Raw genomic sequence first — 16,091 nt, 5'->3', positions numbered from 1 at the left:
ATTTTTTTATACTTTTATGATATGAAAGTATTAAAATTTCCTCTAACAAAAATTACAATTTGTTTTATAATTGGTATTTTGACCGCCTACTTTTGGCAACCTGCCCTATTGTTAATAAATTCTGCTTTAGCTACAGTACTACTTACGTTTACTGTCTCTTATTTTTTGTCCAGGAAAAAAAAGCAATTCATTAATCTATTTACTATAAATACATATGTGATATCATTTTTAATCGGCAGCTTAACTTTATTATTTCATACCGAATCATTACAAAAAACAAATTATACAAATTGTAAGAAAGCTTTTGAAAAACCACAAAATACAACCCTTTGCCTGCGCGAAAAATTAAAAGGGAATGATTATAATGACAGATATATTGCTTTAATCAGTAAAATTGATAATCAGCATTATTCAGGGCGGATTATTATAAACATTCAAAAAGACAGCTTACCCAATTCACTTATAATTGGAAATATAATTCAGCTAAAAACTACCTTACAAAACAATTCTTCTCCCAAAAATCCGAATCAGTTTGATTACAGTAAATACTTAAATGATAAACAAATCTATGCACAGGTTTATGCTGCAAAATCAGAAATCAGCATTAATAAAAGAATACAAAAAGACATTTGGTATTACACAGCAAAATTACATACACGGATTGTAAACAATCTTACCCGAAACCATTTTAATCCGAATGAAATGAATGTTGCCTTAGCCCTTATCTTAGGGCAGAGACAAGAAATATCACCTGATATTGTTCAGGATTATCAATTTTCAGGTGCTACACACATCCTTTCGGTATCAGGACTGCATGTAGGTTTTATTATGTTGTTTATTGCTTTTATTCTAAAACCAATTGGCAATACCCCAAAAGGTTCTTTTATAAAGTTAATTGCGATTTTAGCTTCACTAATTATATTTGCCATAATTTCAGGTTTATCTCCCTGTGTCTTACGATCTGTGGTGATGTTTTCATTTTTGGCCATTAGCAATCATTTACGCCGAAATGACAATACCTATCATACTTTATTAGTTTCAATACTCTTAATATTACTTTTTGAGCCTTACTTTTTATTGGACATTGGTTTCCAACTAAGTTATTTGGCACTATTTTTTATTCTCTGGCTACAGCCAATATTAAAAAGTTTATGGAATCCCAAAAACAAAATTACTGCAAACATCTGGAATGTCTTAACTGTATCATTTGCTGCACAAATTGGAACACTGCCACTGTGTTTATATTATTTCCATCAATTTCCCGGACTGTTTTTTGTAACTAACATTATTATTATTCCAATTTTATCTTTCATCATGGTTATCGGAATAATAGTCATGATTTTGGCTATTTTTAATATAGCACCACAATTCCTGGTCAAAATCTTAGAAAAAAGTATTTATCTGCTAAATAAGGTCATTCATTTTGTAGCGTCATTTGATTCATTTGTAATAAGAGACATTAGTTTTAACACTTATTATTTATTTGCTTTTTACTTATGGATAACATTTACTATAGTTTGGATAAAAAAACCAAATTATTTAAAACTGACTGCCGTTTTGAGTTCTGTAATTATTTTGCAGCTTTCTTTTTTACTTACAAAAAAAGAAGTCCAGAGCCAACAAGAAATCATTGTTTACAACATAAAGAAAAAAACAAGTATATCTGAAAGAAACGGAAAAAATGTTACTCTTTTTTACAACAATGATCCGTTAAAAAAAATATCAAAAAATAACGTTTTAAATTCTTATTTAATTGGCAATTTTAGCCTTTTGAAAAAGGAAACAAAAATTAGAAACACTTTGTATTTTAATAATAAAAAGATTTTTATTATTGATAGTTCAGGTATCTATTTAGAGAATGTGCAACCAGATATTTTGCTGCTAATACAATCTCCAAAAATAAATTTAAATCGTCTTTTAAAAAGCATTCACCCTAAAATTGTTATCGCAGATGCATCAAATTCATATTCGATTCAAAAATATTGGAAAATGACTTGCGTGAAACAAAAAATCCCTTTTCATTCTATTACTGAAAAAGGATTCTACAAACTAAGTAATTAATTATTGTGCATTCAATATTAAATTAGAATCGTTTATCCAGCCATCAACTCCTGTCAAATTGTACGGCAGCTTACCCAATACACTAAAAGATCTTTCATCATTTCTTATAAAAGCTTTTGCTAAGTATACTTCGGGCAGATTTGCGACTCCAAAGGCATTTTTCAATTTAATATTCTGATCTCTTTCCTCGGTTGACATTTCAGTATCAGATAAGTCAAGTTTTACTAAAATAACATTTTTGCGAGACCATTTCTCAAAATCTTCCGTGTTAAAAACTTCATTTTGCAAATTTTCAGGAGCATTTGCTTCTGTAAATAAAATTAGCATTGGTTTCCTTATTTCATTGCTTAGAAGTATAGCATCTGTAATGTTAGTTTTCCATTCTAATACCTGCGATTTCATTGAAATATTAATCAGAAAGAATGCAAGAATAAGTAATTTTCGGCTCATATTTAATTGGTTTTCGATTATATTAATAAAACTAAATTAACATAAAATAAACATCGAAAGATCCATTTGAAAACAATATTTATTGCTAAAAAGCATTAAAATGAAATCAATAATTTATGATTAAAATTTTAAATTTAATTGAATTTTTAATGCTTTAAAATTTCAATTATTCAACTGCTTCTTAACTTCTTTTAAATAAAAAACCCTTTCCAGTAATTGCCAAGAAAGGGTTGTACCAATAAAGTAAGAAGCTTATCTAAGCTACTATTCACTTGGATGTAAAATAGCTTCTGACTCAGAAATCCATGCTTTAGCACCTCCCGGCTTGTATCCAAGTTTACCAAGAGCCTGAAAAGTAGTTTTATTTTTTCTGATAGAGGCACTTGCAAAGCAAACTTCGGGTAAATCTTCAACGCCAAACGCATTTTTAAGCTTAACATTTTGCTCTTTATCCGTATCTGAGGCATTAGCATCAGATAGATCTAATTTAACTAAAATAACATTATCTCTAGACCAGACTGCAAAATCAGGTGTTTTAAAAACTTCATTTTGTAGATTATTTGGAGCACTAGAAGCAGTAAAAAAAATCAACATCGGCTTATTTTCTTCATTACTTGCAGCGATAGCAGTATCCATACTGGTCTTCCAAACTAAATTTTGGGCTTGAAAAGTTATTGTCCCTAAAAAGAAAATTAATAGAAGTAGTTTTTTATTCATAATATAAAGATTTGGTTGGTTAGCAAAACGAAATTAACATTATATTTTAATTATACAAGATTTTTTACACTTAAAATTATACAATGCATTTTTTTAACCATAATATTTTATCAATATAAAATATTTACCAAAACTATCACTCAGAAATTAAAACACATTTTCTTACTAAAAAAAATCCCCTCACTTTGACGTGAGAGGATTTTTAATATTTATTAAAAATGGTTTTTTACATTTTTTGAGATTTAATTATTCCATCAGCTACAGCAAGCCAAGCCGTTGGACCTCCGGCAACGTAACCCGTCTGCCCTAGCACTTTAAAATTTACTTTTCCATCTTTGCTTTCTGCACTGGCAAAATGAACTGTTGGATATCCCTGGATAGCAAAAGCTTGTTGCAATTCAGCATTTTGAGTTTTAATCTCTGGTGTTTGAGCAGTTCTTCTTGGATAATCCAATTCAACCAGAATTACATTTTCTTTCGCCCATTTTTGAAATTCTGGTGTTTTCAGGACCTCATTCTGCAAACGGATACACCAACCACACCAATCACTTCCAGTAAAAAACATGAGCAATGGTTTTTTTTCCTTATTACTCACCGTTATTGCTTCTTTTATATCAGTATGCCAATTTAACTCCTGAGCCTTTACAGCAAAAGAACCTATTATAAAAAATGCCAGTATAAATATTTTTTTCATGTCGATTTATTTTCTTCAAATTTAAACAAAAATACTACTGAAAAATACCTATTTTACTTCTTGCATTAATTTTTTAATAAATGGAGAAATAGCTATCAAAATCACTCCGGCTATCAAAGAATAAATCGCTAACTGATAGTATCCGTCTGTATAAGACTGCAGCTTAGACATTAATGTAGTTCCGGTATTTGATTTAGAAATTTCCGCACCAAGTTTTCCTGCAAACAACTGGCCAAATGCAGTCGCCAAAAACCACAATCCCATCATCATCCCGAATAGTTTTTTTGGCGAGAGCTTAGTAATAATCGACATTCCGATAGGGCCTAAGCATAGTTCCCCAATTGTAGTTACCAAATAAGCAAACGTAAATAAGTTCAACGATGTAACTCCGTTCACATCAGCAAAAAATTTAGTATAATAAAAAATATAAAAAGAAGCAGCTAAAAACAAGAATCCAATACCAAACTTAATCAGCGTATTTGGCTCTATTTTCTTTTTAGCCAGCCAAAGCCAAAGCAGTCCAATGAGAGGACTAAAAATAACAACAAATAAAGTGTTCGAACTATTATTTACTGCATTAGGATCAACCGTGAACCCAAGTAAATTATAGCTTAAATTGTCCTTGGCGAATAATGACAATGATCCTCCACTTTGTTCATAGATTGCATTAAATACTAAATAAAAGAAAATAAATGTAAAAGCAGCAAACATCTTTTTTTGCAATTTTACATCACCTAACTTTATCACTTCGTACACAAAATAAATAATAGCAATTACACCAATTGTATACATAAAATAATCAGTGTAATCCGTGTTTTTTACCATTATAAAAATAAAAGGAATGCTTAATAATGATCCTAAGTAAACACTTATTTCTTTAAGTTTTCTTTTATTTGGCTCTAAATGAAGTAATGGGGAGTTCCCAATGGGACCAAGATGTTTTTTAGTAAACAAAAAAGTTAATAATCCAAAAGCCATTACAATAGCTGCAGAAAGAAAACACAATTGCCAGGAATAGTATTTCCCCAAATAAATACATAGAATTCCGCCAAAAAAGCCACCAATATTAATTCCTGCATAAAACATCCCATACCCGGCATCTCTTCTGTGATCTTTCTCATGATAAAGTTCTCCAACCATTGAAGAAATATTGGGTTTAAAAAAACCAGTCCCAATTATAGAAAATGCCAAACCATAATAAAATAAATCCTGGGGAGCAAAAGCAATAAGCAAATTGCCCAAAATCATAACAACTCCCCCAAAAAACAATGATTTTTTAAACCCTAAAATTTTATCTGCAAAAATCCCCCCTACAAAAGTAAAAGCATATACAAAAGCCTGAATAGCTCCATATTGCAGATTAGCAGCTTCATCTTTAAGTAAAAGCTGATCCACCATAAAAAAAGTCAAAACACCCCGCATTCCATAGAAGCAAAATCTCTCCCACATTTCAACAGTAAACAAATACCATAATTGCTTTGGGTACTTGCCTTTAAAATTTTGAATTTCCTCTAAAGTAATTGTATTTTCCATCTTATCTAACACCATGCATCATTTTTTTCAACATTGGAGTCAGAGCGAATAATACAACTGCTGCGATACCAGTAAGAACAACAAATACCATAAAGAATTCATAAAGGTTGTGAATTTCAAAACCCGCAAAAAAGTGGTTGTGAGAAGCTATTTGGTGCTTATCCAATAATGCTAATTGTTCTGCAGTAGGCGTAACTGTTTTATCTAAAACCGCCTGAAGATCAATTCCCAATTCTTTTGCTTTTGCAAATTTATCACCGGTAGCAGGCAATATAGCTCCCAAAGTACCTCCTAATGCATAACCTGCAGCATTTGACAAGAAAAATACTCCGTATAATAATGATGCAAAACGTTTTGGTGATAATTTACCAACCAAAGACAAGCCAATTGGTGACAAACATAATTCAGCACAAGTATTTAAGAAATATAATAAAATTAGCCATTTTACTAATAACAACCCTGAGGTTCCAATATAAGAAACCTGAGTAGCAATCATAAGGAAACTAATAGAAATAACCAACAATCCTACAGCTAATTTTACCGGAGAGATTGGTTCTTTCCCTTTAGCTCTTAAAGTGTCCCATAGTACACTAAAAGGAACTGCTAAAGCAACTACGAATAATCCGTTAAAGATCTGGACCATTGATGGCGGCATATTCCAAATTCCAAAAAAGTTTCTGTCTGTCTGATTATCTGCAATAAAAGTCAAAGATGAACCTGCTTGTTCAAAAGCAGCCCAAAAGAAAATAATAAAAAACGAAACGATATAAATTACAACAATTCTGTCTCTTTCAATTTTAGTTAAAGACGAATCAGAAATAATTAATCCTGCCAGTGCAACACCACTAGAATAAATTAAAGTATAAATTAAGTTCTGACCTACTACATAGTGAAAAAAGAATCCTAAAGCTACGAATGCAATTCCGGTAATGGTCAAAGCTTTATTTGAGAAATTTGCTTTTTGTGCTTCTCCTTCTTCAAAATCTTCAGCAACATTTTTAGATGGTAATCCCCCTAATGGTCTTCCTTCCGGAGAAACAACATATTTATTCTTCAAAAAATAAAAAAGAACTGTTCCTACAAGCATAGCGCCAGAAGCTGCTAAAAATCCCCATCTAAAAGCATGGATGTCTCTAATTCCGCCAGCATCTTTAACATCTCCTAAGAATGGACAAATTGACTGCCCTAAAAATGCTCCAATGTTGATCCCCATATAAAATATAGTAAAAGCGGTATCAAGCTTAGTTTTCTCTTGTTTTGGATATAAACTTCCAACCATACTGGAAATATTTGGCTTGAAAAAACCGTTACCAAAAACAATTACTCCTAATGCTGTATACATAATGATTTTTGCTAATTCTAAATTAGAACCAAAAATACTTCCGCTAGTAAACAGCAAAAATTGTCCAATTGCCATAAGCAAACCTCCTAATAAGATACAGTTTCTGTTTCCTAAAAAACGATCTGCAACAAAACCTCCCAGCATTGGAGTTAAATAACAAAGTCCAAGGAAGCCTCCATAAATTAAAGATGCTTCTTCTTCTTTCATCAGCAATGAATTCACAAGAAATAAAGTCAGTAAAGCACGCATTCCATAAAAATTGAACCGCTCCCACATCTCCGTTCCAAACAATACCCATAGTCCTTTTGGATGCCCGGTTCTTACTTTAGTTTCTTCCATATTATTCAGTATAAATTAAGTTATTAGATTTTAGATTATAAATTTTGTTTAATAAAATTAGTCATTTTATTGTAAAGCTGAATTCTGGTTTTTCCACCATAAATACCGTGATTTTTATCCGGATATATCTGAGAATCAAATTGTTTATTAGCCTGAATTAAAGCCTCCATCATTTGCATCGAATTTTGCACATGAACGTTGTCGTCACCGGAACCGTGAATCAATAAAAATTTACCTTTTAATTTATCAACGTGGTTGATCGGAGAATTCTGATCGTATCCGCTGGCATTCTCCTGTGGAGTCTGCATATATCTTTCTGTGTAAACACTATCATAAAAACGCCAGTTGGTTACCGGAGCAACTGCAATTGCCATTTTGAAAACATCTGCTCCCTGAAAAATACAGTTTGAAGCCATGAAACCACCATAACTCCATCCGAAAATGCCAATTCTTGAAGCATCCACATATGGGTAAGCACCTATTACTTTTGCTGCATCGATTTGATCTTCTACTTCAAATTTCCCTAATTCTTTTTGCGTTACTTTTTTGAAATCAGCACCTTTAAAACCTGTACCTCTTCCATCAACACAGGCTACAATGTAACCTTGCTGAGTAAGTGATAAAAACCAATAATCATCAGTGTTGTTCCAGTCGTTATTTACCTGTTGAGATCCCGGACCTGAATATTGGTACATAAAAACAGGATATTTTTTAGAAGGATCGAAATCTTTTGGTTTTAAAATCCAGGCATTTAATTCATTTCCTTTAGCCGTTTTTAAAACAAAGAATTCTTTTGCAGGTAAATTATAAGCTGTTAATTTAGTGGCAAGAGATTTATTGTCTTCGATTACCTGAATTTCTTTTCCGGTTTTCGCTTCATTTAAAGTATAAGTTGTAGGCTGTAAATTACTGGAGAAAGTATTAATAAAAAATTGGAAATTTGGACTGAAAGTAGCTGCATTTGTTCCAATTTTAGCAGTTAAAGCTGTTTTGTTTTTTCCGTCCAATGAAATACGGTAAACTGCTCTGTTGATAGAACCATTTTCTGTAGACTGGTAGAAAATAGTTTTGTTTTTTTCATCGAAACCGTAGTATGAAGTCACTTCCCAGTTTCCTTTTGTAACCTGATTTTTAAGTTTTCCTGCTTTATCATATAAATAAATATGATTAAATCCGTCTTTTTCGCTGGTCCAGATAAAACTGTTATCTTTTAAGAATGTCAAATTATCGGTGACATCAACATATGCCTTATCTTTTTCATTCAGAACCACTTTTGCTAAACCCGTAGTCCCATCTACAAATAATAAATCAAGATTATCCTGATGGCGGTTTAAAACCTGAGCTGATAAAGTATTATTATCATTTGTCCATTGTAGTCTTGCGATGTAAAAGTCATTATAATTTGCTAAATCAACTTTTTTAGTGCTATTTGCCGCTACATCAAAAATATGCAAAGAAACTTCTGAATTTTTTTCTCCTGCTTTAGGATATTTGAATGTTTCAATCGACGGATATAAATCTTTATGAAACATAGACATCGAAAATTCCGGAACCTGACTTTCATCAAAACGGATATAAGCTAGTTTTTTACTGTCTTTACTCCAGTCGAATGCCCGGACAAAAGCAAATTCTTCTTCATAAACCCAATCCGTTATACCATTTATAATTGCGTTTTTCTTTCCATCAGTCGTGACTGCTGTAGATTTTTTTGAGGCTACATCATATACGTAAAGATTATTTTCTTTGGCATAAGCAATTTTTGTTCCATCCGGCGAAAAAGTTGGTTCCTGAACCTGAAAATCAAAAAGTTTTGTCAGTGATTTAGATGTAATATCATATAAAAAATAATCTGCTGCAAACGAGTGGCGAAATATCTGATTGGAGTTACAGGCAATTAAAATCTTTTTTTCTGAAGCATCAAAAGTATAGCTGTCTATACCGTCTGCAAGGGCTGCATGATTTCTGGTGTCGATTAAATTTGATACTTTTTTGAGGGTTGCAAAATCATATAAATCAATCTGCATGCTTCTGCTGGCCTGATCAACATTTAAAACAGTATATTGATCTGTGTTTTTTAACGATTGCAGTTCGTCCATTCCTTTAGCACGAAATGCTCCGCTGTAAATATTTTCGACTGTGATTTTTTGTTGCCCAAAAACCGTAGCAACTAAAAACAAAAGCATTACAGTAATTTTACTTGAATTCATCAGGATTATTTTAAATATAAAAAAGAGTCCAATTTTAGTAAAAAAATCGAACATAATACACATTTTAACTGTTAAATGTTAAAAAAATAAAATTTAAATCCTTTTTGAATAAAAAAAACATTTTAAATAAAACGCTTAAAATGGTATCTTTGTAACCACTACACTACTTAATAGACTGAGAATGAACAACGCCGTTGCCGGATTTTCTAAATTATCCAAAAAAGAAAAAATAAACTGGATTGCAAATGAATACTTTTCAACCCCCCAAGAAGCCTTAAACATTATAAGAAATTACTGGAATACAGACGAAAAGCTTCAGCAATTACATGATGAATTTATTGAAAACACTATAACCAATTTATATATTCCGCTTGGTGTTGCTCCAAATTTCCTGATTAACGGAAAGTACAAAACCATTCCGATGGCAATTGAAGAAAGTTCAGTAGTCGCAGCCGCTTCAAAATCTGCAAAATACTGGGCAACACGTGGAGGTTTTAAAGCAACTGTAATAGATACCGAAAAAATAGGACAAGTTCATTTTACTTTTAATGGAGATGCTGAAAAATTAAACGCTTTCTTCAATAAAATAAAGCCAAAATTCTTTTCTGACACGCAAAATATTACTAAAAACATGCAACAACGTGGCGGTGGAATTCTGGACATTCATTTAAAAGACAAAAGAGACCTGCTCGATAATTACTTCCAGTTACATGCAACATTTGAAACGAAAGACAGCATGGGAGCAAATTTTATTAATTCATGCCTGGAACAATTTGCAACGACCTTAAAAGATGAAGCACAAAATGCAAACTTAGAAATTGAGGTTATAATGAGCATTTTGTCAAATTATGTCCCAAATTGCATTGTAAGAGCCGAAGTTTCATGTCCAATTGAAGATCTAACCGAAAAACACATTCCAAATCCCAGGGATTTTGCCGAACGATTTGTGCAGGCTGTTCAAATTGCCGAGGTTGAACCATTCAGAGCCGTGACACACAACAAAGGGATCATGAATGGTGTTGATGCTGTGGTTCTGGCAACAGGAAATGACTTCAGGGCGGTTGAAGCCGGTGTTCATGCCTATGCATCAAAAAATGGACAATACGCGAGTTTATCTCATGCTAAAATTGAAAACGGAATTTTTACTTTTTGGCTTGAAATTCCACTAGCTTTAGGCACAGTTGGCGGATTAACTTCATTACATCCCCTGGTAAAATTGTGTTTAGAAATTCTCCAAAAACCTTCAGCCAAAGAATTAATGGAGATTGTTGCCGTAGCAGGTTTAGCACAAAATTTTGCTGCTTTGCGCTCTCTAACTACAACTGGTATTCAGGAAGGCCACATGAAAATGCACCTCAATAATATAATCAATCAATTTGAGGCCAACGAAGAAGAGCGCCATTTAATTAAAACTCATTTTAAAAAAACGGTCATATCTCATAACGCTGTAGTAGAATTTATTGAAAATCTAAGAAAATAATATTATCATCCAGAAGCATAATCTATAGATGAAGCTATTCCCGCTGTCCACTAAATCTTTTGTGGCTCCCTATAACTATCGTGAGCCACAAAAGGATATCGTTACCATCGGGGCTAAAAAACAACGAATGAAAAGAACCTTTTACAGCAACGGAAAACTTTTAATAACAGGAGAATATTTAGTCCTTGACGGCGCAAAAGCTTTTGCATTACCAACAAAATTTGGCCAAAATCTAATTATTGAAAACGGTTCAAATCAGGAAATTCAATGGAAAAGCTACAATATTGATGAAAAAATCTGGTTCGAAGATACTATTTCGTTCAGTGAAATAATTAATAATGTAAAGTCAGAAATTGAAACCGTAAAAACAACGCTGATTACTATATTACATGAAGCCTATCTTTTAAATCCGGCTTTCATTGATAATGCTAACGGATATAAAGCAACAACACAGCTCACGTTTCCTAAAAACTGGGGATTAGGAACATCTTCAACTTTACTCAACAACATTGCACAGTGGACACAAATTGATGCTTTCACGCTACTTAAAAACAGTTTTGGAGGTAGTGGCTACGATATCGCCTGTGCACAAAACGATAGTCCGATTATTTATCGCTTAGAAAACAATTCCCCTATTGTAGAATCCATAAATTTTAATCCGGATTTTTCTCAAAACATTTATTTTGTATATCTCAATAAAAAACAAAGCAGCAAACAAGCCATTAGTGCTTACTATAACAACAAAAACAATCATTTAAGCAAAAACATACTTGACAATAATAAAATTACTGATGCGGTCATCAAAGCAAAAACATTGAAAGAATTTGCTCAATCTTTACAAAATCACGAAATACATATTAGTGATATACTCGAGCTGCAAACTATTAAAGAAAAGGCTTTTCCTGATTTTAACGGAGTTGTTAAAAGTCTTGGTGCGTGGGGTGGTGATTTTGTAATGGTAATTTCTAAAGATGACCCAGGATATTATTTTGCATCAAAAGGATATGATACAATACTTACTTATGATGAAATGATTTTACGAGAGTAATTGTTTTGTCAATAAAAAAATACTATTAAAAATTTACTTTCTGATCACTAATATGCTCAGATTCCAAATGTCTGACTTTCTCATTTTCCAGTTCATTAGATTCGATAAGAGTATTATGCAGGCGCTCAGCCATTTTCTCTATACTATTGGTAATCGAATCATAAACTAATTCCATTCTGCGATGTTTTTCTTCTTTTACAGCTCTTAAAACATCTTCAACAAAAACCTTGTCATACTTTTCAGCAACAGAATCCCGTGTATTTGTAAGCCTGATAACATAATCGTTACTTAATATCGTAACTTTAAAATGCTGTTCTTCGTTACTTAAATAGTACTTACCGCCTAATTCATCGACATTAATGTCTGTGTTACTAACTTTTAAAAGTTCAGTTATTATTCCAAAAATATGATTCTCAATTTTGGAATACACCTTAGGTTTTTTTCTAAAAAACTTAAACATAAAACAAATTAAATACCTGATTGTTAAAGCATTTACCTATCATCTTTTTCGTAATTTTTTTGATATTTCCTAATTAAATTTATTTTGTTAAAACAAAAATTCTGACAAATTAACTGTAATAAATTGAATATCCCAAATTTTTTAAATCATATTTCTATTATCCCTATATGATTAAGGCTATGAAATTCAGTTTATTACAAAAATATCTTACAAAACAATTTATTTTAGAGCAAAGAAAAACCCGAAACATTTAAAACGTTTCGGGTTTGTATCTTACTTTATTACTAAGATTAGTAATTAAACTGCAATCTGTTATCTTCAATTTTAGCATTGTTCTTCAAAGCCGGCAAAATTCTGCTTGCATCAGATGCGCTTTGAGCTTTTACTTTCGATACATATTCAGCATGATTAGCAATAGCTGGTGCTTTAATAGTACTGATATTTTTTACAACATAAACTCCCGTATTCCCCTCAATCGGAGCCGAAATTTTATTAGCTGACAATGCAAACGCATTACCTACAACTTTAGGCTCCTGACCAACTCCACCTGGTAAAGTAGGGTTTTCCATAGTAACATTTGTTGCCTGTTGAACTTTAACTCCAGCAGTTTTAGCGATAGCTTCGATACTTGAACCTGTCATTTTCGCTTTTAATATTTCTGCTTTTTTCTTGTTTTTTAAGATTGGCTCTACATAAGGTCTTGCTAATGTAACAGATACTAAACCTGATTTGTTTTCGCTTTTGTATTGTGCAATTACGTGACCAATATTTGCGATTTCAAAACGTTTTACATCTCCTTCTTTTGTTTCTTTATCAAATGCCCATCTTACAATAGCACGTTGGTTTCCTAATGGACCAAAAGACTCATCCATAGCTTTAGCTGATATAGGAGCTTCAACTTTTAACCCTAATTGTTTAGCTGTAGCATTAAAATCTTTATCAGCGGCATCCATTTCAAATTTTGTTGCCAATGTAAATATTTTATCAGAAGTAGCTTCAGAAGGCTGAATTTTTTGAGCAATGGTAGCTAAACGAATTCCGTCTTGTTTATCAGTAATTTTAATAATATGAAATCCGAATGGTGTTTCAACTAAACCAACTTTTCCAATTCCGTTACTGAACACAAAATCATTGAAAGGTTTTACCATTTGGTTTGGACCAAAATATCCTAAATCACCGCCTTGCTGAGCAGATGAATCATCAGAACTTGTAAAAGCAAGCATCATGAAACTATCAGGATTTGCCTGAACTTGTTTTAAAATATCTTCGGCTTTAGCTTTAGCCTCTTCTTTTGTTCTTTTTTCTTTTTGGTTTGGAGTCTGAGATCCTTCATAACCAATTAAAATGTGACTTGCTTTAGCATTAACACCCGGCTTAAATCCTAATGATTTAGAAATAGCATAGTATTTTCCAAAAACATATGGTCCATAAATTTGACCCGGAGCTAAACTAAATAATTTATCCGCATCTACTGCAGGTAAAGAATTTTTAGCAATATAGGTTGAATCATAAGGTACATCTGAATTAGCGTTTACAAATTCAGCTACGTTTGTAGCATTTCTAAATCCAGGTAATGTATCATTTTTACCGGTTTTTGCATTATACTCTACTCTTCCGTTTAAAAGCGCAGTAATTTTAGCTTTAATTTCAGCTTCATCTTCTTTTGAAGGTTTGTCTTCAACTAATACATATTGAATTTCACGAGTTGCATCAGCTTTAAATTTTTTCTCGTTTTTCTTCATGTAATCCACAATCTCTGAATCAGAAATTTTTACTTCACTATCTTTAATAGAAGAGTATAAAGCGGCAGCATACGCAAAATTTACTTTGTTTGCTTCCATTTCATATTTCAGCTTTCCTTCGCTGGCAGTAGTATAAAGACCTGATTTTACAAGAGTGTTGTAGATTTGGAATTTTGCATTTAAAGTAGCATCTTTTTCTTTTTCAGTAATAAACTGAGCTGCTTCAGGATTTGCTTTAAAGTATTCTTTGAATTTAGTAATATCAAACATACCTGCAGCATTTAAGAACATTGGATTTTTACCAATATTAGGATCCGCTTTTAAAACTTCCAGAAGGTGTTTTTCTCCAACTCTCAATCCTAATTTATCAAACTGGGTTGATAATAAAGCGATTGAAACTTCCTGATCCCATACTCTGTTTGCAGCTTCAGTGGAAGTAATTCCTTGCCCACTTTTTTCAACATTACTAACTTTAACTCTAAAGTCTTCAAATGAAATATCCTTTCCATCGATGCTTCCTACATCTTTTGAACTTTGACCAAAAGTACCGCTATTGAAAAGATCTTGTATTATAAATGCAAATAATGCAAGTGCAATAACTCCTATCAATAATGCGGAACGCTGTCTAATTTTTGCTAAAACTGCCATTTTTATTATCGTTAATTTTATATTCAGTTTGCGAAAATACAATTATCTGGTTAATAACAATACAACTAGAGTTTTATTTTCGACTTTTTTTTAAAATTATTAAAAAAATTATTCTTTTATAGTCATTTTTACTAATTCGATTTTCTTGTTGGAACATTCTTCTATCACAAAACGATAACCCCCAATACTGATTTTTTCTTTTTTATAAGGAATATCTTTCGTATAGTCGACAATAAATCCTCCTAAGGTTCCATAAGAATCACTTTCCGGGATTCCTAATTTATAGGTTTCATTTAAATATTCAACCTCTAACCTTGCCGAAAAAAGATATACTCCCTCCTTTATTTCCTGTTCGATTAATTCTTCATCCAGATCATGTTCATCTTCAATTTCACCAAAAAGTTCTTCTACAATATCCTCTATCGTAATAATTCCTGAAGTCCCGCCATATTCATCCAGAACAACAGCTACATTTCGCCTTTTTTTGATCAGTAAGTTCAAAGCATCTTTTATCAAAATTGTTTCAGGCACAAATTCAACTGCCATCAAAACTGACTTTATTGTTTTTGGTTTTTTAAACAAATCAAAAGAATGCACATATCCGACAATATCATCCAAAGAATTTTGACTCACAATAATTTTAGAATAGCCTGTTTCTATAAATAAAGATTTAAGATCAGAAACACTGTCAAATAAATCTATATCTACAATTTCTGTTCGGGGGGTCATTATATCTCGTGCCTTTACGCCTGAAAACTCTAATGCGTTCTGAAAAATTTGAATTTCAGAATCGACTTCTTCATTGTCTTCAGCAGCGTTCAGCTGCTCAGAAATATAATTCCCAAGTTCAATTTTACTAAAAAACAACTGTACCTGATCCCCTTTTGTCTTAAAAAATTTTCTTAGAATAAAATCAGAAATCCAAATAAAGAAAGTTGAAATATAATAGAACAACCGGTAAAAAATATAAGCCGGAATGGCAAAAATCCGAATTAGAGAATTGGCATAAATCTGAAACAAAACTTTTGGAAAAAACTCTGCCGTTATTAAAATAATAAAAGTGGAGATTAAAGTGAGGAGAAACAAATTCGTATAATCAGAAAATTGATACCCTAAATTTGTAATGCATTTCAGAATCAAATCTGCGGTAAAAAAACCATAAACAACTAACGCTACATTGTTACCAATAAGCATTGCCGCAATAAATTTGGATGGTTTTTCTGTAAGTTTTGTTAATATTCCGGAAACAAAATTATCTTGTTTTTTTTCGATTTCAAGATAAATTTTATTAGAGGAAATAAAAGCTATTTCCATTCCTGAAAAAAAGGCTGATAGTATTAAACATAGTATTATAATACTAATTTCCATTT

12 protein-coding genes are annotated in these 16,091 nt (G+C 31.9%); 3 read left to right on the top strand and 9 right to left on the bottom strand.

The genetic code is table 11. The features are described from left to right. Positions 1–21: 21 nt before the first annotated feature. On the top strand, positions 22–2,061 hold the full coding sequence (locus JE46_RS05355) for a ComEC/Rec2 family competence protein (RefSeq protein ID WP_031454230.1): 2,040 nt from the start codon (positions 22–24) through the stop codon (positions 2,059–2,061). Here the strand turns inward: JE46_RS05355 and JE46_RS05350 are convergent, their stop codons facing one another. From JE46_RS05350 to JE46_RS05325, 6 genes are all read right to left on the bottom strand, one after another. Next, the gene (locus JE46_RS05350) at positions 2,062–2,511 is read right to left on the bottom strand and encodes a hypothetical protein (protein WP_031454229.1); all 450 of its coding nucleotides are present in this window, start codon (positions 2,509–2,511) and stop codon (positions 2,062–2,064) included. It lies immediately after the preceding gene. A 264-nt stretch (positions 2,512–2,775) separates the two neighbouring features. Next, complete coding sequence (locus JE46_RS05345; RefSeq protein WP_031454228.1) at positions 2,776–3,228, bottom strand: thioredoxin domain-containing protein; 453 nt, start codon at positions 3,226–3,228, stop codon at positions 2,776–2,778. Positions 3,229–3,454: 226 nt separating this feature from the next. Continuing rightward, positions 3,455–3,922 carry a thioredoxin family protein gene (locus JE46_RS05340; RefSeq protein WP_031454227.1) on the bottom strand — a complete coding sequence of 156 codons (468 nt, stop codon included), beginning with the start codon at positions 3,920–3,922 and terminating at the stop codon, positions 3,455–3,457. A gap of 48 nt (positions 3,923–3,970) precedes the next feature. Beyond that, on the bottom strand, positions 3,971–5,455 hold the full coding sequence (locus tag JE46_RS05335; RefSeq protein WP_031454226.1) for a peptide MFS transporter: 1,485 nt from the start codon (positions 5,453–5,455) through the stop codon (positions 3,971–3,973). A 1-nt stretch (position 5,456) separates the two neighbouring features. Further along, entirely contained in the window at positions 5,457–7,136 is a 1,680-nt protein-coding gene (locus tag JE46_RS05330) for a peptide MFS transporter (RefSeq protein WP_031454225.1), read from the bottom strand. A 35-nt stretch (positions 7,137–7,171) separates the two neighbouring features. Continuing rightward, complete coding sequence (locus JE46_RS05325; RefSeq protein ID WP_031454224.1) at positions 7,172–9,343, bottom strand: S9 family peptidase; 2,172 nt, start codon at positions 9,341–9,343, stop codon at positions 7,172–7,174. Positions 9,344–9,524: 181 nt separating this feature from the next. Here JE46_RS05325 and JE46_RS05320 point away from each other — a divergent pair, with 181 nt between their 5' ends. Together JE46_RS05320 and JE46_RS05315 are read left to right on the top strand one after the other, a co-directional pair. Next, a complete protein-coding gene (locus tag JE46_RS05320; RefSeq protein WP_031454223.1) occupies positions 9,525–10,823 on the top strand; it encodes a hydroxymethylglutaryl-CoA reductase, degradative in 1,299 nt (432 codons plus the stop codon). A 127-nt stretch (positions 10,824–10,950) separates the two neighbouring features. Continuing rightward, positions 10,951–11,871, top strand: coding sequence for a GYDIA family GHMP kinase (locus JE46_RS05315; protein ID WP_031454222.1), 921 nt, complete (start codon positions 10,951–10,953; stop codon positions 11,869–11,871). Positions 11,872–11,896: 25 nt separating this feature from the next. Here the strand turns inward: JE46_RS05315 and JE46_RS05310 are convergent, their stop codons facing one another. The 3 genes from JE46_RS05310 to JE46_RS05300 form a co-directional block, all read right to left on the bottom strand. Continuing rightward, on the bottom strand, positions 11,897–12,301 hold the full coding sequence (locus JE46_RS05310) for a hypothetical protein (RefSeq protein WP_236010667.1): 405 nt from the start codon (positions 12,299–12,301) through the stop codon (positions 11,897–11,899). Positions 12,302–12,621: 320 nt separating this feature from the next. Next, positions 12,622–14,721, bottom strand: coding sequence for a peptidylprolyl isomerase (locus JE46_RS05305; protein ID WP_031454220.1), 2,100 nt, complete (start codon positions 14,719–14,721; stop codon positions 12,622–12,624). A 108-nt stretch (positions 14,722–14,829) separates the two neighbouring features. Then, on the bottom strand, positions 14,830–16,089 hold the full coding sequence (locus tag JE46_RS05300) for a hemolysin family protein (RefSeq protein ID WP_031454219.1): 1,260 nt from the start codon (positions 16,087–16,089) through the stop codon (positions 14,830–14,832). Between the last annotated feature and the right edge of the window lie 2 nt (positions 16,090–16,091).

The organism is Flavobacterium chungangense LMG 26729, assembly GCF_000735715.2.
GTDB classification, from domain to species: domain Bacteria; phylum Bacteroidota; class Bacteroidia; order Flavobacteriales; family Flavobacteriaceae; genus Flavobacterium; species Flavobacterium chungangense.
Note: the sequence above shows the minus strand (reverse complement) of the source record. Positions and strands in the feature narration are given on the sequence as shown.

Excerpts from the sequence above, each read along its gene's own strand:
- JE46_RS05355 (WP_031454230.1), top strand. The coding sequence starts at position 22 with ATGAAAGTATTAAAATTTCCTCTAACAAAAATTACAATTTGTTTTATA.
- JE46_RS05350 (WP_031454229.1), bottom strand. The coding sequence starts at position 2,511 with ATGAGCCGAAAATTACTTATTCTTGCATTCTTTCTGATTAATATTTCA.
- JE46_RS05345 (WP_031454228.1), bottom strand. The coding sequence starts at position 3,228 with ATGAATAAAAAACTACTTCTATTAATTTTCTTTTTAGGGACAATAACT.
- JE46_RS05340 (WP_031454227.1), bottom strand. The coding sequence starts at position 3,922 with ATGAAAAAAATATTTATACTGGCATTTTTTATAATAGGTTCTTTTGCT.
- JE46_RS05335 (WP_031454226.1), bottom strand. The coding sequence starts at position 5,455 with ATGGAAAATACAATTACTTTAGAGGAAATTCAAAATTTTAAAGGCAAG.
- JE46_RS05330 (WP_031454225.1), bottom strand. The coding sequence starts at position 7,136 with ATGGAAGAAACTAAAGTAAGAACCGGGCATCCAAAAGGACTATGGGTA.
- JE46_RS05325 (WP_031454224.1), bottom strand. The coding sequence starts at position 9,343 with ATGAATTCAAGTAAAATTACTGTAATGCTTTTGTTTTTAGTTGCTACG.
- JE46_RS05320 (WP_031454223.1), top strand. The coding sequence starts at position 9,525 with ATGAACAACGCCGTTGCCGGATTTTCTAAATTATCCAAAAAAGAAAAA.
- JE46_RS05315 (WP_031454222.1), top strand. The coding sequence starts at position 10,951 with ATGAAAAGAACCTTTTACAGCAACGGAAAACTTTTAATAACAGGAGAA.
- JE46_RS05305 (WP_031454220.1), bottom strand. The coding sequence starts at position 14,721 with ATGGCAGTTTTAGCAAAAATTAGACAGCGTTCCGCATTATTGATAGGA.
- JE46_RS05300 (WP_031454219.1), bottom strand. The coding sequence starts at position 16,089 with ATGGAAATTAGTATTATAATACTATGTTTAATACTATCAGCCTTTTTT.